General features: G+C 38.0%; 12 protein-coding genes and 1 rRNA gene (1 of these 13 running past the window's edge). 8 read left to right on the forward strand and 5 right to left on the reverse strand.

Annotation, left to right across the window (positions count from 1 at the left end; translation table 11 throughout):
* The 3 genes from AC3FI7_RS15565 to AC3FI7_RS15575 all read right to left on the reverse strand — a co-directional run.
* Window positions 1–1,262, reverse strand: a 16S ribosomal RNA gene (locus AC3FI7_RS15565) (it extends 255 nt beyond the left edge of the window).
* A 1,494-nt stretch (window positions 1,263–2,756) separates the two neighbouring features.
* A complete protein-coding gene (locus AC3FI7_RS15570) occupies window positions 2,757–3,803 on the reverse strand; it encodes a PA0069 family radical SAM protein (protein WP_491460453.1) in 1,047 nt (348 codons plus the stop codon).
* Window positions 3,804–3,925: 122 nt separating this feature from the next.
* Window positions 3,926–4,120, reverse strand: a complete 195-nt coding sequence (locus AC3FI7_RS15575; RefSeq protein ID WP_142723696.1) for a hypothetical protein — start codon at window positions 4,118–4,120, stop codon at window positions 3,926–3,928.
* A 175-nt stretch (window positions 4,121–4,295) separates the two neighbouring features.
* On the opposite strand from AC3FI7_RS15575, the gene AC3FI7_RS15580 reads away from it, so the two are divergent.
* Window positions 4,296–4,646, forward strand: a complete 351-nt coding sequence (locus AC3FI7_RS15580; protein WP_142723695.1) for a hypothetical protein — start codon at window positions 4,296–4,298, stop codon at window positions 4,644–4,646.
* A gap of 102 nt (window positions 4,647–4,748) precedes the next feature.
* Here the strand turns inward: AC3FI7_RS15580 and AC3FI7_RS15585 are convergent, their stop codons facing one another.
* Window positions 4,749–7,397 carry a hypothetical protein gene (locus AC3FI7_RS15585; RefSeq protein ID WP_491460454.1) on the reverse strand — a complete coding sequence of 883 codons (2,649 nt, stop codon included), beginning with the start codon at window positions 7,395–7,397 and terminating at the stop codon, window positions 4,749–4,751.
* Window positions 7,398–7,426: 29 nt separating this feature from the next.
* Complete coding sequence (locus AC3FI7_RS15590; protein ID WP_142723693.1) at window positions 7,427–8,224, reverse strand: DUF2797 domain-containing protein; 798 nt, start codon at window positions 8,222–8,224, stop codon at window positions 7,427–7,429.
* 89 nt (window positions 8,225–8,313) lie between these two features.
* On the opposite strand from AC3FI7_RS15590, the gene AC3FI7_RS15595 reads away from it, so the two are divergent.
* From AC3FI7_RS15595 to AC3FI7_RS15625, 7 genes are all read left to right on the forward strand, one after another.
* On the forward strand, window positions 8,314–9,342 hold the full coding sequence (locus AC3FI7_RS15595; RefSeq protein ID WP_491460455.1) for a GDP-mannose 4,6-dehydratase: 1,029 nt from the start codon (window positions 8,314–8,316) through the stop codon (window positions 9,340–9,342).
* A gap of 135 nt (window positions 9,343–9,477) precedes the next feature.
* Window positions 9,478–9,699, forward strand: coding sequence for a DUF2795 domain-containing protein (locus AC3FI7_RS15600; protein ID WP_002662059.1), 222 nt, complete (start codon window positions 9,478–9,480; stop codon window positions 9,697–9,699).
* Between the two features lie 121 nt (window positions 9,700–9,820).
* Window positions 9,821–12,895 (forward strand): preprotein translocase subunit SecA, encoded by a 3,075-nt coding sequence (secA, locus tag AC3FI7_RS15605; protein ID WP_142723691.1) that lies wholly within the window; start codon window positions 9,821–9,823, stop codon window positions 12,893–12,895.
* A 151-nt stretch (window positions 12,896–13,046) separates the two neighbouring features.
* Window positions 13,047–15,254 (forward strand): TonB-dependent siderophore receptor, encoded by a 2,208-nt coding sequence (locus AC3FI7_RS15610; RefSeq protein ID WP_491460456.1) that lies wholly within the window; start codon window positions 13,047–13,049, stop codon window positions 15,252–15,254.
* Between the two features lie 29 nt (window positions 15,255–15,283).
* Window positions 15,284–17,443, forward strand: coding sequence for a TonB-dependent siderophore receptor (locus AC3FI7_RS15615; protein WP_491460457.1), 2,160 nt, complete (start codon window positions 15,284–15,286; stop codon window positions 17,441–17,443).
* 39 nt (window positions 17,444–17,482) lie between these two features.
* Window positions 17,483–18,685, forward strand: a complete 1,203-nt coding sequence (locus AC3FI7_RS15620) for a PepSY-associated TM helix domain-containing protein (RefSeq protein WP_491460458.1) — start codon at window positions 17,483–17,485, stop codon at window positions 18,683–18,685.
* The gene (locus AC3FI7_RS15625) at window positions 18,685–20,799 is read left to right on the forward strand and encodes a TonB-dependent receptor (RefSeq protein ID WP_142723687.1); all 2,115 of its coding nucleotides are present in this window, start codon (window positions 18,685–18,687) and stop codon (window positions 20,797–20,799) included. The genes AC3FI7_RS15620 and AC3FI7_RS15625 overlap by 1 nt, the downstream gene beginning before the upstream one ends.
* Window positions 20,800–20,817: the final 18 nt, after the last annotated feature.

Here is a 20,817-nt window from a genome sequence, read left to right on the forward strand (position 1 = left end):
TTTGCATCACTTCGCAGTGTAGCTGCCCTCTGTACCGGCCATTGTATTACGTGTGTGGCCCAAGGCGTAAGGGCCGTGATGATTTGACGTCATCCCCACCTTCCTCTCTACTTGCGTAGGCAGTCTCACTAGAGTCCCCAACTTAATGATGGCAACTAGTGACAGGGGTTGCGCTCGTTGCAGGACTTAACCTAACACCTCACGGCACGAGCTGACGACAACCATGCAGCACCTTGAAAAATGTCCGAAGAAAAGCCTATTTCTAAGCCTGTCATTTCCCATTTAAGCCTTGGTAAGGTTCCTCGCGTATCATCGAATTAAACCACATAATCCACCGCTTGTGCGGGCCCCCGTCAATTCCTTTGAGTTTCAAACTTGCGTTCGTACTCCCCAGGTGGCTAACTTATCACTTTCGCTTAGTCTCTGAAGCTTGCGCTCCAAAAACGAGTTAGCATCGTTTACGGCGTGGACTACCAGGGTATCTAATCCTGTTCGCTCCCCACGCTTTCGTCCATCAGCGTCAGTTGTTGCTTAGTAACCTGCCTTCGCAATTGGTGTTCTAAGTAATATCTATGCATTTCACCGCTACACTACTTATTCCAGCTACTTCAACAACACTCAAGACCTGCAGTATCAATGGCAGTTTCACAGTTAAGCTGTGAGATTTCACCACTGACTTACAGATCCGCCTACGGACCCTTTAAACCCAATAAATCCGGATAACGCTTGCACCCTCCGTATTACCGCGGCTGCTGGCACGGAGTTAGCCGGTGCTTATTCGTATAGTACCTTCAGCTAGATACACGTATCTAGGTTTATCCCTATACAAAAGAAGTTTACAACCCATAGGGCCGTCGTCCTTCACGCGGGATGGCTGGATCAGGCTCGCACCCATTGTCCAATATTCCTCACTGCTGCCTCCCGTAGGAGTCTGGTCCGTGTCTCAGTACCAGTGTGGGGGATCACCCTCTCAGGCCCCCTAAAGATCGCAGACTTGGTGAGCCGTTACCTCACCAACTATCTAATCTTGCGCGTGCCCATCTCTATCCACCGGAGTTTTCAATATCCATCGATGCCGACAAATATATTATGGGGTATTAATCTTCCTTTCGAAAGGCTATCCCCCTGATAAAGGCAGGTTGCACACGTGTTCCGCACCCGTACGCCGCTCTCAAGATCCCGAAAGATCTCTACCGCTCGGCTTGCATGTGTTAGGCCTCCCGCTAGCGTTCATCCTGAGCCAGGATCAAACTCTCCATTGTATGTTTGTCTGACTCACTCAAAGTTTTTAACGCTTTAGTTTTTCCTTACTTGGTTGTTATATTGTATGTCAATGATCTTTATATCTTTCGCTTTTTACGAGGCAATCTATCTGTCAGTGTCGCTCCGTATTTGCGAGTGCAAAAGTAAAACTTTATTTCTTAATGACCAAATGTTTCTAAAGAAAATTTTAAAGTTTTTTAAGTAACCTTAATTCCTTTACTAACCCTTAATCATCCTACTCCTGCGCTCCCTTAATTGGGACTGCAAAGATACAAACTCTTTTTTATCTCGCAACTCTTTTTTAAAAAAAGTTTAAAGTTTTTTTTCGCCTGTTTCTTGTGAAGTAAATAATGTTCCTGCTTAACTAAAAGCTCTTCTGCGCTTACTGATCTACTCTCGTTTTCAGTGGGGCAAAGATAGCAACTTCTCATAACGCAAAACAAGTTTATTTAACATAAATTTTACCGTTTCGTAATATTTACTCTTAAAGCACTGGTAGGCAGGGAGAAAAATTTTAAACATTTGTTTGGAGGATCGGGTGAGAGCGTTCGAGGGTTGGAGAGTTGGAGCGGTGGAGCGGATGAGAAGCGAGATTCGGGCTACGGGATGCGGGGTTTTGGGGTGTGAAAGGATCAAAATGAGGTATATAGAATTATATAGAATGGCTTTTTTAAATTAATAACCTATATATAGGTTTTGGCTAAAGCCGAGTTAAGGGGTTCTTTTTTGCTAAACGGGCTTACTTCGACGAAGCTCTGGATTTTAGCCCGTTCCTATTGATGGAAGATCATATATATTATATAATGAAGGGAGATTGTTGATTTTCATGTATGGGGATGATGATTGCCCACAGATCTCACAGATTTACACAGAGAAGGAGTTCCTATTTTATTATATACATTTATATTATATATAGGATGGAAAGGATTGGAAATGCTAAAGAGTATATTTATATTATATATAGAAGAGTAATAGAATTTATCTCGTATACCGTAATTAATTAAAATGCTTCGACTCGGCTCAGCATGACACTGCTAATACTAACTGTTAAAAAAAATCTTAGATATTATTCTGTCAACTTACAGCCTTTAAGGGTATTGGGATTCCTCTATAGAAACCAGCAATATGAAAATTCAACACCAATGTTCCTTTTATACCTGGAAACCGGCAACCCGCAACTCAATAACCCTAACCTCATCATTCATCATTCATCATTTATAATTTATAATTCATAACTCCTACCCTAGCCCTGATAGTAATGGTTACCCCGCAGCTTGGGTTGGAGCGTGGGTGGGTTTGGGCGTGGGAGCCCCTTCGGCTTCGCTCAGGGTGACAGCGTGGGAGAGCGCTGGCGCGAGGAGTAGGAATGGATAGCAGGAGAAAGCTCCCGAAAAAAATGAATGTCTATATCATAATAAGAAGAACGGAAAAATTCACTGGAAATTTATCCAATCCCATATAATATATATAAGATAACTATTGAGAAATAAGGATTAATCAAACAATCTTAATTGCTGATCACGTGTTCCGGTAAAGTTGGCGGTTGAAAGTTTTGGAAATTCCTTGCCTTCAAAAAATTTTTTTCTTCCAATCTTAAAAGTAGTATGGATCATTTCTGCAATGTTCCCCTCACCTCTTTGTCTTTCAAAATATCTTTTGTCTCCAAGCTTTCCTCCCCGCATAGAACGAATGAGGTTTAAAACTTTCTGGGCTCTGTCAGGAAAATGAGATTCAATCCAGTTTACAAAAACAGGTTCAACAGTGTCATTGAGTCTTACCAGGGTATATCCGAAGCCGGAAGCACCAGCATCTGAAATAGCTTTCAGTATATTCAGTGGTTCATCACTATTGAGTCCCGGAATGATGGGAGCAACCATAACATGTACAGGAATATTGTTTTCTGAAAGAATTTCTACTGCCTTTAATTTATTTTTTGCAGAACTGGTTCTGGGTTCCATCTTTCGTCTCAGTTCTTCATTGATTGTGGGAATACTTAAAGAAACGGAAACAAGATTCTGTTCTGCCATTGGTTTTAAAATATCAAGATCTCTCAAAACCAAAGCATTTTTTGTCAGAATATTGACAGGATGTCTGTAATCAAGACAAACCTGCAGTAATTTTCTGGTGATTTCAAATTGTCTTTCGGCAGGCTGATAGCAGTCCGTATTTCCAGAAAGGAGAATGGGTGCAGCTTTATAGCCTTTTTTTTGAAAAAATTTCTCTAATAATTCAGGAGCATTTTTCTTGACCATGATTTTTCTTTCAAAATCAATCCCGGCACTATACCCCCAATATTCGTGGGTAGGCCTTGCAAAACAGTATGAACAGCCATGTTCACACCCCTGATAAGGGTTCATCGAATATTCCATTGGAAGGTCTTCGCTTTTTACATGATTGACGATTGTTTTAGGAAAAACTTCGGTAAAAGAGGTCTTTACTGTTTCGAAATCTTCATCTTCAGGCTCATAGGTATATCTGTCGAAACGGTTGATAACGTTTCGCTGAGCTCCCTGTCCTTTTATGAAATTTTCGTTTTGCATTCTGGTGTAAAATTAGAATGGAATTTTTATAAAATAATGAGTTTTAACATTAAAGTTTTCCACAAAAAAATCCAACACTTTCAAAAGCGCTGGATTTAAACATAATTAAATATATTTTTTTACTACTTCACTGCGTAAAATTCCACTCCATGATATTCATCCTCATGGTTCTTTTCATCAAAGTGTCTGTGATAATCCGAATAGGACTCACTATATTTTTTATCTTTTTTAGTCAATATCTTTTTTATGCTAATTAAACTCAGTACTGCCAAAAGACCTACTCCTCCTGCCAGTAAAACTCCAACTTCTTTTTTCATATTTTCTCTGATTTATTACTGATACCATTGCAAAAAGCATACCTATTTTATTTTTTTTAATTATAAATTTTGTTAACATTAAACTTTATTTTTAGGAAAATTACAATCTGCTATTTTTCTTATATTTAGAAATTGCAATGGTTTAATTATTGCACTTAAAAAGAAAAATATTATTATGGAAAATCCGGAAAATATCGACAGAATGACAACCTTAAGCCAAGTCATGAAAACGCTTTCTGAAAGAGGGATACACAGAGAGTTCAGAATGAATGAAAAATGTGAGATGAAATTTGAGAATTCTGAAAAGGTTTACCAGCCTTCAGATTTAACAATTTTAAAAACCTATCGCTTTGAAGGTGACAGCAATCCTGATGATAATGCTGTACTGTATGTAGTAAAAGACAGCAGCGGCAACCGTGGAATGATTATAGATTCTTACGGTGCAGACAGCAATTACCCGGGTGAAGAGTTTGATAAGTTTCTAAGGGAAATTCCTATACTGGAAAGTGATGAATTCAGCTTTTAACTGAAATTCTATCTTATATTATTTTTTTAAACCATTAAGGCTATTTCAATTAAAAACGGTTATCATCAACAAATAACGGATTTATCTTAATGGTTTAAAAATTTATTCTTCATTCTTTTCCTTTTTCCTGAAAATATTTTTAATAAAGCCCTTTTTTTCTTTTTGCTCCACTTCCGGTTGTGTGGTTTCTTTTTTATCTTTGATTTCCTGCTTTATTTCCTTTACAGACTGTTTCATTTCCTTAACAGAGGAAACTGCGTTTTTCACTTTCTTTTCTGTCTTTTCGATATTTTTACCAATAAGGGTTTTCTTCAGCCCCTGCTCAATTCCTCTCCAGAAGAGATTAAAGAAAGATTTTGTCGGATCACGTTCTACATTTTCCACTGAAACAGACTCCGGAAAACTTCCTGAATCAGATTTTATAAAAATATTGGCAACAGCAGTAAGAAACCCCTTTTTTTCATGATTATTTTTGTTTAATACGGCTATCTTTAAATCTTTATGTTTAAGATTAAAAGTTCCGTGCAATCCGGCAGGGTTTCCTTTGAAATTAAAAAGCATTTCCTGAATAGTTCCTGCAGTAGCCGTCACATGAAGATAGGGTCTTATAAACGGATTGATTCCACTGGCTGGAAGATTTGACGTTTTTCCTGAAATCGCAAAAGCATCTTTCTGATCTGCTACATCGAAATTCCAGTTTACAGAAAGTGGCGAAAGATTCATGAAATAACAATTGATTTTAATATCCACTCTTGTAGGCTTCCCTTTTATTTTAGCAGAATTCAGATTCTTTACATTCATATTAAAATTACTGAATGTCAGCTTTCCGGGCCCCATACTTTCAGGAGTATCTTCTTCGTACACCAATATTGAGTTTTTGACATCAAGATTACTGATGATCATTGGAATTTTAATTGATCGCAGCATTTTGGAATACAAAGCCTTTATTTTAGGGTCATCTTTCGGGATTTTGCTTCTGAAAATATTGGCATCTGCAGACTGAATAACCACATGGGAAGCAGTCACCGCTTTATTTTGAGAAAAAAGCTCCCAGGTTCCTTCTGCTTTTATCTGTCCTGCTTTCAGGTCATACAGATCTCTCTCAACGGGTATCATTTTGATAAACTGTGCCCTCGAAACGAGAGGCTTCATAGCAAAATTATTGATCTGGACCCTGTTCTTATTCAGCTTAAGAAGTCCCAGGCTCATATTATAAAACGGTGTTTTGTAAGCAAAATTCCTGGTGGTAAGATAATAGTCTTTTACTTTAAAAGAAAGCCCCGGCTGGTTGGGTTTAGGAGACACTTCAATGTTATTAAAAGTAGCATTCAGATCATGGAAAGCTAAAGGTTCTTTTCCTTGATCATAAATAATATTTGAATTTTTTAAGGAAGCTTTTCTTATAATGACAGATTTTACGATATCAGCCCCTACAGGTTTACTTTGTTTTTTTTCACCTGCTGTAAAAATTCCGTTTGCATTTTCTATAAGAAGATCTTTAAGATCAAGATTCAGCTTTTTATCTGTAAATTCCAGCTTATTGATATTAAAAGCAATATGATCAGTTCTTAAGTCTTCTAATTTCCCTGTTTTTAAAGCCCCGGATGACAGGACCACATCCCGGATTTCACCACTGCCGGGCTTGAGTGCAAGGCTTCTTACTGTAATATTTTTATGATTTGAGTATTCAATATCTGTTCCGGCAATGGTAAAATCTTTGTATCCTACAGGAATAATCTGTTCTGAAGTTTCTTTATTAAACATCAGCTGACTGATATTCAAATTAAGATTTCCGACAGATAATAGCTTATTGCCATCCGGTTTATTGATCCGCACAACAGCATTATTCAGTCTGATATTTTTTAAATCAACTTCAAAATTTGATTTCTTTTCCTTTTTCACTCCTTTTACTCCTGTATTGTATACACTCAAAACAGGATTTCTAAAATCTGCATTGGCCAGTGAAATTTTGTTTTTATTTAAAATAACATCTTTAAATTCCATTTTTGGAATGGAGAATTCGAAAAGCTGAACCTTCTTAGGGTAAAACTTTTTAAACTGGGCAAAAGAAAACAGCGGGGTCAGCCTGAAGTTATCCACCGACATTTGCCCATTCTCTGTATTAATTTTACTGATGGTAATGGCATAAATATTATCCGGACGGAAAAAGAACCTTTCCCCTTTAATGCTGTATTTATCAAAAACAACCGGTAATTTATCTTCAACAGATTCTTCTGTCATCTGTAAGTGTTCTACAAACAGATCCAGCTGTTCCACCGATAAAAATTTTTGTTTGGTATGTCTGAATACAGCAATTTTTCCGTTGCTGATCCTGATATTTTCAAAAAGTACAGGATTTCTTTTTTTGCCGGTTTTACGATCAACCGGTTTGGCAAGAATAACATTTAAACTGGGCTTAGCAAGCAGCAGATCTGAAGAACTGATTTTTTTATTAAAGACAGCATCATAAATTCCAAACCGGCTTATTTTCAAGGTATCAATAGTCCCCTGCAGTCCAATCACATCAGTATTTTGCGGGTCTTTACTATTGACGGAAATTCCTGTTGCCAATATATTTCCTGTGCCTAAATCAACATCCAGGGTTTTGTAGGAAACTTTATAATCTGTATTTTTTTTTATATAATCCGGAAGCTGGGTTTTAAGCCATATATTGACTCCGAAATTTGCAGCAAGAAGTATCCCTGCCAGTATTCCGAAACTTATCAACAGCCTTTTAACCCATTTTCTCATATTTTGTGATTTGATGTTTATTATATCGGTCAGTTTCTGATTTCCAGTTCGATCACGTATCCTTCATGCCCTCTTACATTGATGAAATTTCCTCCTTCGAATCCGAGATACTGCCCTTTGATCCCGGTAAGCCTTCCTGTGAATTCAGGTTTTTTATCTAATGTAAATGAAGTAACTTTTTCCGGTTTTTCAAAAGGGTAATCCAGCATCCATAATTCTTCCCCTTCACTGTAGAATTTCTGAAAATCTTCAGGAAAGTATTCCTTGATCTTCTGCCTGAAATCTGCAAGGTCCACTTCTCCTTCAAAATCATCCTGCAGCATTTTCCTCCAATTGGTTTTATCCGGCAAATGATCCTTTAAAGCCACTTCTATCATTCCTGCCTCATAGCGGTTCTCTGTCCTTGCAATAGGTAAAGCAAAAGTCGCACCCTGATCAATCCATCTTGTAGGAATCTGTGTATTTCTGGTCACGCCTACTTTTACGTCTCCTGTATAAGCCAGATAAACGGTATGAGGCTGCAGCTGGATTTGTTTTTCAATTTCCAGATCACGTTCTGCAATATCTAAATGTGCAGTGGAAAGTTCCGGACGGATAATAGTATCGCTTGCATAAGGACTTTCAAAAAAGCAGTTTTTGCAGAATCCCATTCTGTAAATCGGCTTATTCTCTCCACAATTTACACATTGAAATCCGGTATGTCTGATGCTTAATTCCTTCCCGAACAGCTCATTCATATGGATAAGATCTCCTGAAAGATTAAGGTAGTACTGGATGGGTTTTGCATCATAGCTTGTCATCTTTAAAATTTGCCCTTGAAACTGCATATTATATTTATATTACTTTTTTAAGTAAATTTAATGATTATATTTTTCAAAAAGTAAAATTTATATTTTTGTACGCATAAAAAATACAAATGGTTTATCTTGTAACAGGCGGCAGTGGGTTCATCGGCTCTCATTTAATTGAGCAATTATTAAGAAATGGACATTCTGTCATAAACATTGACAATTTTGATGATTTTTACGGCTATCAGGTAAAAATTAAAAATACTTTAGAGTCAATTGGCAAAATTCCGGATTTTGAGTTCTCGGAAAAAGAGGCTGATATCCGGCGTTTGGTTTCACTTTCTCATTCTGACCGATATTCCCTCTATTGGCAGGATATTCGTGACTACAAAGGGCTAGAAAACATCTTTAAAACCTATCATATTGATATGGTGATTCATCTGGCGGCACTTGCCGGAGTGCGTCCTTCTATTGAACGCCCTTTGGAATATGAAGAAGTCAATGTAAGAGGCACTATGAATCTTTGGGAACTGTGTAAGAATCATAGTGTCAAAAAATTCATTTGTGCATCCTCTTCAAGTGTTTATGGAAATAATGAAAAAATTCCTTTTGCAGAAACAGATAATGTAGACCACCCTATATCACCTTATGCAGCCACCAAAAAAAGCGGCGAGATTATAGGTCATGTTTACCATAATCTATACCATATAGATATGATACAGCTTAGGTTTTTCACAGTATATGGGCCAAGACAAAGACCTGATCTTGCGATACACAAGTTTACAAAGCTTATTTCGGAGAATCAGGAAATCCCCTTCTATGGAGATGGAAGCACTGCCAGAGACTATACCTATATAGACGACATCGTTGATGGAATTACAAAATCAATCCTTTATCTTGAAAGCAATTCCGGGGTATATGAGATTCTTAATCTGGGAGAAAATCAGGTGGTGACCTTATCGGAAATGGTGGCCACTATAGAAATGGCATTGGGAAATTCTGCCATCAAAAAAATTCTGCCAATGCAGCCGGGAGATGTCACAAAAACCAATGCAGATATCACAAAAGCAAAGGATCTAATAGGGTATAAACCGGTCACAGACTTCCAAAATGGCATAAAAAAATTTGTGGAATGGTTTTTGAGAAAACGACATTAAGTAAATTGCTGACATAGCTGCAGTCAGTTTGTGACAGCCATTTATAAGAAAATATTATAAAAAGAATTGAAAATCAAGTATAAAAAAGTTTATTATACAAGCTATTTTTATACTTTTGCAAAAAATTAGAAAATTATGTACTGGACATTAGAATTAGCTTCATATTTAAGTGACGCACCTTGGCCAATGACAAAAGCAGAGCTTATCGACTACGCAATCAGAACTGGTGCACCTATGGAAGTAGTAGAAAACCTTCAGGCCATCGAGGATGAAGGGGAAATTTATGAATCTATCGAAGAAGTATGGAGCGACTATCCTACTGACGAGGATTTCCTTTGGAACGAGGATGAATATTAATAAAGCGATAAGCTTTAGGCTGCGTGCTTAGAGCTTTTTTGCCCTTTTTATATATAATTTACACGATAAGTGTTATTTAAAACGCTTAAAGCATTTGCATTAAGCATAAAGCAAAAAATTTATGAGTTTTTTAAACAAAGTTCTTAAAGGGTTTTTGGGAGACAAAAAAGCGCAGGACCTAAAAGAAGTAAAAAAAGTTGTAACAAAAATCAAAGCTGTAGAACCTGGCATCCAAGAATTGACGGATGATGGGTTGAGACAAAAAACTGCTGAGTTTAAAGAGAATATAAAATCTGCAACCAGCAAGATCACAGCTCAAATAGAACAGATAAAAGAGCAGATAAAAAATTCAACAAACGTTGATGAGAAAGAAGCTCTTTTCTCAAAAATTGAGTCTCTAAAGAAAGAATCATATGACATTGAAGAAAAGGTTCTGACTCAGATTCTTCCTGAAGCTTTTGCATTGGTAAAAGAAACAGCAAGAAGATGGGCCCAGAACGGCGAAATCCGTGTAACGGCAACTGACTGGGACAGAGAGTTGGCAGCTGCAGGAAAAGATTTTGTCAGCATTCAGGGAGACACAGCTGTTTGGAAAAACTCATGGGACGCTGCCGGAACTCCTGTAGTTTGGGATATGGTCCACTATGATGTTCAGTTTATCGGAGGGGTTATTCTTCACAGCGGTAAAATTGCCGAGATGGCGACGGGTGAAGGTAAAACTTTGGTAGGAACATTACCTATTTACTTAAATTCACTTCCGGAAAGAGGAGTACACGTGGTAACCGTGAACGACTACCTTGCGAAAAGAGACTCCGCATGGATGGGCCCTCTTTATCAGTTCCACGGGATGTCTATCGATTGTATCGATAACCACCAGCCAAACTCAGACGGAAGAAGAAAAGCATACAACTCAGATATTACTTACGGAACGAATAATGAATTCGGGTTCGATTATCTGAGAGATAACATGGTGACATCACCTTCAGAACTGGTACAAAGAGAGCTTAACTTTGCTATCGTGGATGAGGTGGACTCTGTATTGGTAGATGATGCCAGAACGCCACTGATCATTTCCGGTCCGGTTCCTCAGGGAGACAGACAGGAGTTTGACGTTCTTAAGCCGTCTATCGACAGAATCGTTGAAGTACAAAAGAAAACGGTTTCTGCTATTTTCAATGAGGCGAAAAAATTGATCGCTGCCGGAAATACAAAAGAAGGAGGATTTAAATTACTTCAGGCATACAGAGGTCTTCCAAAAAACAGACAACTCATCAAATTCTTATCGGAAAGCGGAAACAGAGCATTGCTTCAGAAAGTTGAAGCGCAATACATGCAGGACAACAACCGTGATATGCCGATCGTAGATAAAGATCTTTACTTTGTTATCGAAGAGAAAAACAATCAGGTAGACCTTACAGATAAAGGTGTTGAATACATGTCTCAAGGAAACTCTGATCCGAACTTCTTCGTACTTCCGGATATCGGAACTGAGATTGCTGAAGTAGAAGCTAAGAACTTATCTAAAGAAGAAGAGTTTGAAGCTAAAGAAAGACTTTTTGCTGACTTTGCTGAAAAATCTGAGCGTGTTCACACGATGAGCCAGCTGTTGAAAGCTTACACATTATTTGAAAAAGATGATGAGTATGTGGTAATTGATGGAGAAGTAAAAATCGTTGATGAGCAGACAGGACGTATCATGGAGGGACGCCGTTATTCAGACGGTCTTCACCAGGCGATCGAAGCAAAAGAGAATGTAAAAATTGAGGCAGCTACTCAGACTTTTGCAACCATCACGCTTCAGAACTATTTCCGTATGTACAACAAACTTGCGGGGATGACCGGTACTGCTGAAACAGAAGCCGGAGAGCTTTGGGAGATCTATAAATTAGATGTTGTGGTCATTCCTACCAACCGTCCTATTCTGAGACATGACAAGCAGGATTTGGTTTATAAGACCAACAGAGAAAAATATAACGCCGTAATTGAAGAGGTAGAAAAATTAACAGCAGCAGGAAGACCTGTATTGGTAGGAACTACTTCGGTTGAAATTTCCCAGTTGCTTTCAAAAGCACTTCAGTTAAGAAAGATTCCGCACCAGGTATTGAACGCGAAACTTCACAAAAAAGAAGCAGAGATCGTTGCGGAAGCCGGACGTCCGGGAGTTGTAACCATTGCAACGAACATGGCGGGACGTGGTACGGATATTAAGCTTACCAAAGAAGTGAAAGATGCAGGAGGTTTAGCCATCATCGGTACAGAAAGGCACGATTCAAGACGTGTTGACAGACAGTTAAGAGGTAGAGCGGGACGTCAGGGAGATCCGGGAAGTTCTCAGTTCTATGTATCTCTTGAAGATAACTTGATGCGTTTGTTCGGTTCTGAGAGAATTGCTAAAATGATGGACAGAATGGGTCATAAAGAGGGAGAAGTTATTCAGCACTCTATGATCAGCAAGTCTATTGAAAGAGCTCAGAAGAAGGTGGAAGAAAATAACTTCGGAACCAGAAAGAGGCTTCTTGAGTACGATGACGTAATGAACAAGCAGCGTGATGTGATCTACAAGAGAAGAAAGAATGCTTTGTTCGGAGACCACCTGAAATATGACATTACCAACATGATTTTCGATGTTGCCAATTCTATCGTTGCGAAAGGAAAAGCATCAGGAAATTATAAAGATTTTGAATACGAAATCATTAAAACATTTACGATGGAATCTCCGGTTTCTCAAAGTGATTTTAATAACAAGAACGTTCAGGATCTTACAAATATCCTATTCAAAGCAGCTCAGGAAGATTATAAAATGAAACTGAACCTGTTGAAAGAAAAATCATTCCCTATTATTGAGAATGTATACCAGAATCAGGGTTCAATGTTCAAAATGATCCAGGTTCCTTTCACAGACGGACACAAAACAATGACTATTGTAGCTGATCTTAAAGAAGCTTACGAAACTCAGTGTGAAAGTCTGGTGAATGACTTTGAAAAGAATATCACGTTATCAATTATTGATGAAAACTGGAAGCTTCACCTTCGTGAGATGGACGACTTAAGAAGATCATCTCAGGGAGCAGTTTATGAGCAGAAAGATCCGCTTGTTATCTATAAGCAGGAATCTTTCCACTTATTCAGTGAAATGATTGATAAATTGAACAAAGAAATTATTTCATTCTTATACAAAGGAGAAATTCCTTCTTAAGGAAAATTTAATAATATCATCTAAAAACCGCTATGGCATTGATCATAGCGGTTTTTTGTTATTCAGTAGATAACAAATTTATGATAAATATCAATCTTATTATTTATTTAGAACAGTTAAAAATAATATATTTGCAGAAAATTTTACTTTCATGAAAAATGTACTGATCTGTGCTTCTGCACTGGGAACAATGCTGGTTTCTGCCCAAAAAAAAGATTCATTAACCACCAAAAGCATTGACGAAGTAGTCATCAATACATATGTCAAGAAAGACAGTGATTATTCCAATAAAATGCCTCTTAAAGCTATAGAAGATCCACAGGTATATTCTTCTATTGACAAGGGAGTTCTGGAAAATCAATTATTATTTACCGTAGATGATGCCTTCAGGAATGTGGCAGGTGCACAGAAGATGTGGAGTGCGACAAACAGAGCAGGAGACGGAGGTATCTATCTTAATTTAAGAGGTTTTGTAGCCGGAAACTCTATCAGAAATGGTATGGTTGCCCCTATTACTACTTCTATGGATGCTATTAACGTAGAAAGAATTGAAGTTTTAAAAGGACCATCTGCAACATTATTCGGAAGTAATGTGACTTCTTACGGAGGTGTTGTGAACAGAGTCACTAAAAAACCTTTTGACACCTTTGCAGGTGCTGTTTCATTGGCAGGTGGAAGTTATAATTACTACAGAGTTCAGGCAGATGTAAATGCACCTCTTACCAAAGACAAAAAATTATTATTCAGATTAAATACAGCCTATACAAACCAGGGAACTTTCCAAAGAACCAATGCAAAGAACTCTTTCTATGCATTTACTCCATCCATCACTTACCGCCCAACGGATAATTTAGAGATTAATGCAGAGCTGGAAATGTTTGAAACCAATTCATATCCTGAAACAGCTTTCTTCTTCTATGTTCCGAGTGTGCAGCTTGGCGCAGACAGCATGGATAAGCTTGAGAAATTGGGTTATAATTATAAGCAGTCTTATACAGGAGAAGGTCTTAAGACTATTGGTAGAGCCAGAAACTTCTTCGGACAGGTTAATTATAAGATTAATGAACATATCAAATCCTCTACGAATGTAAGTACTTCTTATTCTTACTCAGACGGATTTAATCCTTATTTCTATTTTGCGCCAAAAGGCATGGTAACAGGAATTCCTACAGATACAGAATTAGGAGTTGTAAGAGCGGATCAATCGACTAAAGACAGCAAAAGAACGTATTTTCAGGTTCAACAAAACTTCAATTTTGATTTCAATATCGGAAGTGTAAGAAACAGAACGGTTGCCGGGTTCGATTACATGAGACTGAATGATAATCAATACTTTATGTTCACCAATTTTGACTGGGTATCTTTCACAGGTACAGACTATTCTAATATGAACGGACAGACTTTGGGAGCACTATATGATAATCTGAGAAACCAACCTGATTTTGAGAAAAACAACACCTATATAAGCGCTGGTAAAAAAGACACTTACAGCGGTTATATTTCTAACGTTATTACACCTGTAACACGGCTTAACATTCTTACTTCGGTACGATATGAAACGAATAACTACAGAGGTGGCCAGGTAGGACAAAATAAAACAGCAGAATACAAACAGGGAGCATGGTCTCCAAAATTTGGAGTTGTATACCAAATTCTTCCTGAGAAGTTATCTGTATTTGGAAATTATCAGAACAGCTTTACTGTAAACGGATATTACACTTCAGACAAGGCAGGAAATGTAACGCTTTCAACTCCTGAAAGAGCCAACCAGTTTGAAGGTGGTATCAAAACAAACCTTATCAAAGGAAGAGTTACCACAACTTTAAGCTACTACAATATTCAGGTAAAAAATACCATTCTTAATACGGGTGAAATGACAGGTACAGGACAAGCCGTGCAAAACCAGGCTGGTTTATTAAGAAGCCAGGGAGTAGAATTGGAAGCAAATGCTTATCTGATCAAAGGATTCTCCGTAATTGCCGGAGTAAGCTATAATGATATGAAATATACGGAAGCTGACGAAACAGTAATTGGAAGAAGACCTGCTACAGCTTCTTCTCCGTGGTTGGTCAATTTCAATGCTAGCTACCAGTTTCTTGACGGAAAATTAAAAGGTCTTGGATTCGGAGTGGGAGGAAACTATGCGAGTGATAACAAGATTGTCAATTCTACCACTATGGGTACTTTTATTCTTCCAAAATATCTGGTACTGAATGCTAATGCTTTCTATGATACAAAAAAATTCAGAATCGGAGTGAAGGTAGACAACTTTACCAATGAACATTACTGGAGCGGATATACTACTGCCAATGCACAGGCATTAGCTAATGTACTGGGAAGCTTTACTTATAAATTTTAAACTGTTAGAATAATTACTCCCCCTAAACAATGAAGAGAATAACAATAGGAGCAGCACTGCTAACTTCCATGTTCAGTTTTGCACAGGAAAAAAAAGACACCATCAAATCCAACGATATTGAAGAAGTAGTTGTTAACGGAAGATATTATCAGAAGTATAAACTGAATGAGGTTTCGGGATCATTAAGAATTCAGACTCCGATTCTTGAACTTCCTCAGAATGTGCAGTCTGTAAGTTCTCAGGTACTTGCAGACCAGCTTACCCTGAACATGTCAGAAGGAATTGTACGTAACGTCAGTGGAGCAAGAAAGGTAGAACACTGGGATAATGTATATTCAAATGTTTTCATGAGAGGTGCCAGTATAGCCACTTTTATGAACGGGATGAATGTTTCCTCTACATGGGGTCCAATCAATCCAGACACATCTGTTATAGACAGAATTGAGTTTGTAAAAGGTCCTGCCGGATTTATGGGTTCTATGGGAGATCCTGCCGGGTTTTATAATGTGGTCACTAAAAAGCCCACCGGAAAGTTTGCCAACAGTATACGTTTCACAACGGGTAGCTATAACCTGTTCAGAGGAGAAGCTGATCTTGACGGAGTTCTTGTAAAAGACGGGGTTTTAGACTACCGTCTCAACTTAATGGGAAGTTCCAATAATTCATGGGTGGAAAATGATAAAACAAGCAAAATCATTGTTGCTCCATCCATTACTTTCAGACCTACAAAGACGACTACATTTACAGTACAATACAACTATCAGCATTTAAAATTCAATCAGCCTGGAGCTTATCTCATGTCTAATGACGGATATGCTTCACTGAATGTACATACCAATTTTAATGACCCGAACTTCAAAAAAACGGAGGTAAAAGATCAGAGTTTATTCTTAAGCTTAGACCAAAAGCTTTTTAAAGACTGGATTTGGAGCACACAGTACGCTTATATGGACCTGAATTATGACGGAGGATCATGGTGGGGAACTTTTGATCCAAACAACAAGGATGTTTTAAACAGAACATTAAGCAACTGGCGGGCAAAAGGAAAAAATCACATTTTCCAGACCTATGTAAGAGGAAAGCTTAATACAGGAAATATTGTTCATAAAATAATTGCAGGGTTTGACTATGGAGACAGAAAATACAAAGCAGACTTTTCATCCTTTGCAGGAGGACCATTCCCGATTGATATTTATAATGTCAATTATGGTGTAGATCCTTCAAAACTTCCGTCTTCTGATTTTTATACTTTAAATTCTTCTGCTCCTTTTTATAATGATCAGGGCGTAAAATATACTTCTTATTATGCTCAGGATCAGATTGAAATGTTTGATAATAAATTAAGATTAACCTTAGCAGGAAGATATACAAGCGGTAAAACGTATTCTGCATACCCTAACTTAAGTCCTGGTACTCCTATTGTACCTGATACAGCTGGTGAGTTTACACCAAGAGTAGGGATAAGCTATTCTATTAATGAAAACTTATCAGCGTACGGAATTTATGATAAGACCTTTGTACCCCAATCCGGAACAGGAATTAACAAAACCAAAATTACAGATCCCTTCAGAGGCCAGAATATCGAATTCGGATTGAAAAAAGACTGGTTCGGAGGAAAATGGAACTCTACTTTTTCTATATACGAAATCAGAAGACAAAATATTCTTGTAGCAGGAAATTCAAACGAAAACAATGGAGCTCCTTTCCAGGTTGCTACAGGAGAACAAAGAGCAAGAGGTTTTGAAACCGATATCAAAGGGGAGATCATCAAAGGGCTAAACATTATTATCAACTACGCTTATACTGATGCAAAGACCATCAAAGACACAGATCCTAAAAAAGTTGGAATTCAGTCTCCGGGAAATGCGAAAAATGTTCAGAATACCTGGATCAACTACAGATTTGAAAATGGCCTTATGAAAGGTTTCGGGATTTCAGCCGGTTATCAGTATCAGGGAGGAAGACAATCCTGGTATGGAGTAAATGCAACAAAAGATCAGAGTCTTCCTGACTATTTTGATACCAACTTCGGAGTTTCTTATGTTGCTAAAAAATTCGATATCAATTTAATGTTGAATAATGTTCTTAATAAAAAATTGTATAGTGGTTACAGAGGAGATGCAGGTGAATATGCCTGGATCTACAATGCCCCGCGTAACTGGAGATTATCAATAGGATATAAATTTTAAAATTCAAAGGTTAGCCCCTTATGGGGTTAACTTTTTGCTATGAGAAAAAAGCATCACCATAAAAAGAAAGTTTCTTCAGCAAAAAAATGGTCCGCCAGGCTGCACTTGTGGTTGGGTTTGTCTGTTGGCTTCATTGTATTGATAGTCTCTCTTTCAGGGACTTTATATGTTTTTAAGGACGAAATACAGAATAGCCTGCGTAAAGAAGCCATTTATCTGAAAAAAGAGGATATCGGCACAAAGCCTTTATCTATTAATCTGCTTCGTGAAAAGGTAACTCTGGAATTGAATGAGAAATATCCTGTAAGCGCTGTAGAAATTCCTTTGGACAAAGGCAAATCCTATCAGTTTGAATATTATGAAAAAAGCAAAAAGGGATGGAACTATTTTCAGCAGGTACGCATCAACAAACAAGCTTATGTAAACCCATATACCGGCGAAATTCTTGCAGTTTATAATGAAAAATATGATGTATTCAATATTCTGAAGTATATCCACTGGGGCCTTTTGCTCAACTCAGAATGGGGACCGTACACGGTGGGAATTCCAACCGTTATTTTTGTGATTATGCTGATTACAGGAATTATTTTATGGTGGCCTAAAAACAAAAATGCAAGAAAAGGACGTTTTTGGTTCAATTGGGAAAACGTAAAAAACTGGAAGCGTAAAAACTACGATCTTCATAATATCTTAGGGTTTTATGCATCATTTATTGCATTACTGTTGAGTATTACAGGGCTTTATTTTGCTTATCCCTATGTAAAAAACACTTTTACTTTTGCATTATCCGGCTCCTGGGAACTTCCAAAAGAAAAAGAAAGAAAATCTCCGGACTCTCTGATGGCAAAGAATGAAGCTGTTTTTGATCTGGCTGCAGCACAGGCTGAAAACCTGTATTCAAAATCATCCAGCTTCCGAATCACTTTAAACGGAAAGAATAAAAAAGGAAAAGAGCTGAAAAACCTTCCGGTAACAGTTTATGGTCTGGATGGCAGATACAGTGAAAGAAATATCCTGACATTCGACAAATATTCGGGAAAACTTCTGGCCGACAAACCTCATCACAAACTCAGTACCGCGGAGAAATACGCTAACGCTAATTATGATATTCATACCGGATCCTACTTCGGAATCATCGGAAAAATCATCTGGTTTATCGCAGGCCTCATCTGTACATCACTCCCTGTAACCGGATTCCTGGTTTGGTGGGGAAAAAGAAAGAAAAAAGGAAAGAAAATATAATGAAAAAAGTGCTTTTATCAGCTGCCTGCTTAGGAACTACTACCGTTTTTGCCCAGGTAAAAGATAGTTTACAAACTAAAAATGTAGACGAGGTTGTGATGACTGCCTCCAGAAAGAAGGAAAACATCAAAGAGGTTCCAAGCTCTATCACAATTGTCGGAGAAAAGCAGATTCAGTCTCAGCTGACTGTTAACTCAGATATTACAAGCATACTACAGTATACCGTTCCGAGTTTAGGAACCAATTCAGGACAGACTTCCAATACAGGACAGACATTAAGAGGACGCCAGGTTTTGGTCTTGATTGATGGAATTCCACAGTCTACACCTCTCCGAAACGGAGCAAGAGATTTAAGGACTATTGATCCTTCGGCGATCGAAAGAATTGAGGTGATCAAAGGAGCTTCTTCCATTTATGGTAACGGCGCAGACGGAGGGATCATTAATTATATTACCAAAAGAAACAAAACAGATAAAAAGATCTCCGGAATCTCACAGATGGGTCTTACCGGCCAGCCTTACGGAGGAACTTTGGGAGTAAGGGCCAGCCAGCTGTTATCCGGGAAAATCAACAAATTTGATTATACCCTTTCCTTAGCCTACGAGAGAACAGGATATACAAAAGACGGAGACGGTGTTTTGATAAGTCCTACCTATAGCATTGCCAAAATGGACAACTACAATGGTTTGCTGAAGATAGGGTATGATATCAGCCAAAATCAAAGAATTGAAGCTTCTTACATCGGATATTCTTCAAGATCAGATCTGAATGTGGGATTAAAAACCGGAAAATACGGTATCAAACCTACCATTGGTGAAGGGATCGGAAAAGGCCTGGAAACAACCCCTCAGGGAACTCCGAAGAACCATAACATCAGAGTGAGCTATGACAATAAGAATCTTTTTGCCGGAACTTCGTTAAATATCAATCTTTATTATCAGGATTTTAAAACCGTCTACGGCTACAGCGATACGTTCTTCAATGGCGGACAATCTAATGTAATCTCAAAAAAAGCAGGAGCCAGATTTAATTTCGATACTCAGCTTTGGAATTCGGCCAACTCTCAGGGAGAAATTATATATGGAGCTGATATTCTGAATGATGAAACTGTACAAAAGCTGGAAGACGGACGTTTCTGGACTCCTAACATGAACATGACCAATATTGCTCCTTTTGTGCTGGCAAAAATTGATCTGTTTAAAAAGTTTACGATTAAAGGAGGGCTTCGCTACGAAAACATCAGAGTAAATGTTGATGATTTCAACACCCTTTCTACACTTAAAAGTGACGGTACTTTCACCAAAAGTATTCCTGTAGCCGGCGGAAAGCTGAACTATAATGCTTTGGTCGGAAACATTGGTGTTCGCTACAATATTGAACCTTATATCAACCTTTTTGGAAGCTTCTCCCAGGCCTACTCTATCAATGAGTTAGGAAGAATTTTAAGGACTTCAACTTCTGAAACGATCAAAAATCTGGAAACCAAACCGATCATCGTTAATAATTACGAATTGGGGGCAACAGGACAGCTTTCCACTTGGTTGAATTATGAATTAACCTCTTATGTAAGTACATCGAAGCTAGGAGCATCATTCGTACAAAGCCCGGACAGAGCATTAATGATCCAGAGATCTCCTGAAATCGTATACGGTGTTGAAGGATTTTTACACTTTATTCCTGTAAAATGGGTGCAGTTTGGTGGAAGCTACAGCTGGATGGAGGGAATCACTTCAGTAAAGGATGACGGAGACTATTCCACCAAGATCAACAACAGCAGAATTTCTGCGCCTAAGGTTTTGGCATATGTTCAGGCCAGACCTATTCCTGCACTGTCCATTGGGTTTGATATGCTTCACTCGTTCCAGCAAAACAGATTTGAACTTAATGCTAAAACGGGGCAGTATGCTTATGGTGAAGGATATGTACCTGAGTATACGATTTTCAATTTCAGGTCAAGCTATGAAGTTAACAACAACTGGAGAGTATCATTAGGTATTGAAAACCTTTTCAACAAAGTATATCAGCCTGCAATTTCCTGGTGGACAGCAAGGGACAGTGACTTTACCAATGCACTGGGCTTGAGAGGAACATGTATGATTGAATATAAATTTTAATTAAACTAAATAAAAAGT

Source organism: Chryseobacterium sp. TQ-BC-N36 (genome assembly GCF_058382295.1).

Excerpts from the sequence above, each read along its gene's own strand:
- AC3FI7_RS15570 (WP_491460453.1), bottom strand. The coding sequence starts at position 3,803 with ATGCAAAACGAAAATTTCATAAAAGGACAGGGAGCTCAGCGAAACGTT.
- AC3FI7_RS15575 (WP_142723696.1), bottom strand. The coding sequence starts at position 4,120 with ATGAAAAAAGAAGTTGGAGTTTTACTGGCAGGAGGAGTAGGTCTTTTG.
- AC3FI7_RS15580 (WP_142723695.1), top strand. The coding sequence starts at position 4,296 with ATGGAAAATCCGGAAAATATCGACAGAATGACAACCTTAAGCCAAGTC.
- AC3FI7_RS15585 (WP_491460454.1), bottom strand. The coding sequence starts at position 7,397 with ATGAGAAAATGGGTTAAAAGGCTGTTGATAAGTTTCGGAATACTGGCA.
- AC3FI7_RS15590 (WP_142723693.1), bottom strand. The coding sequence starts at position 8,224 with ATGCAGTTTCAAGGGCAAATTTTAAAGATGACAAGCTATGATGCAAAA.
- AC3FI7_RS15595 (WP_491460455.1), top strand. The coding sequence starts at position 8,314 with ATGGTTTATCTTGTAACAGGCGGCAGTGGGTTCATCGGCTCTCATTTA.
- AC3FI7_RS15600 (WP_002662059.1), top strand. The coding sequence starts at position 9,478 with ATGTACTGGACATTAGAATTAGCTTCATATTTAAGTGACGCACCTTGG.
- secA (WP_142723691.1), top strand. The coding sequence starts at position 9,821 with ATGAGTTTTTTAAACAAAGTTCTTAAAGGGTTTTTGGGAGACAAAAAA.
- AC3FI7_RS15610 (WP_491460456.1), top strand. The coding sequence starts at position 13,047 with ATGAAAAATGTACTGATCTGTGCTTCTGCACTGGGAACAATGCTGGTT.
- AC3FI7_RS15615 (WP_491460457.1), top strand. The coding sequence starts at position 15,284 with ATGAAGAGAATAACAATAGGAGCAGCACTGCTAACTTCCATGTTCAGT.
- AC3FI7_RS15620 (WP_491460458.1), top strand. The coding sequence starts at position 17,483 with ATGAGAAAAAAGCATCACCATAAAAAGAAAGTTTCTTCAGCAAAAAAA.
- AC3FI7_RS15625 (WP_142723687.1), top strand. The coding sequence starts at position 18,685 with ATGAAAAAAGTGCTTTTATCAGCTGCCTGCTTAGGAACTACTACCGTT.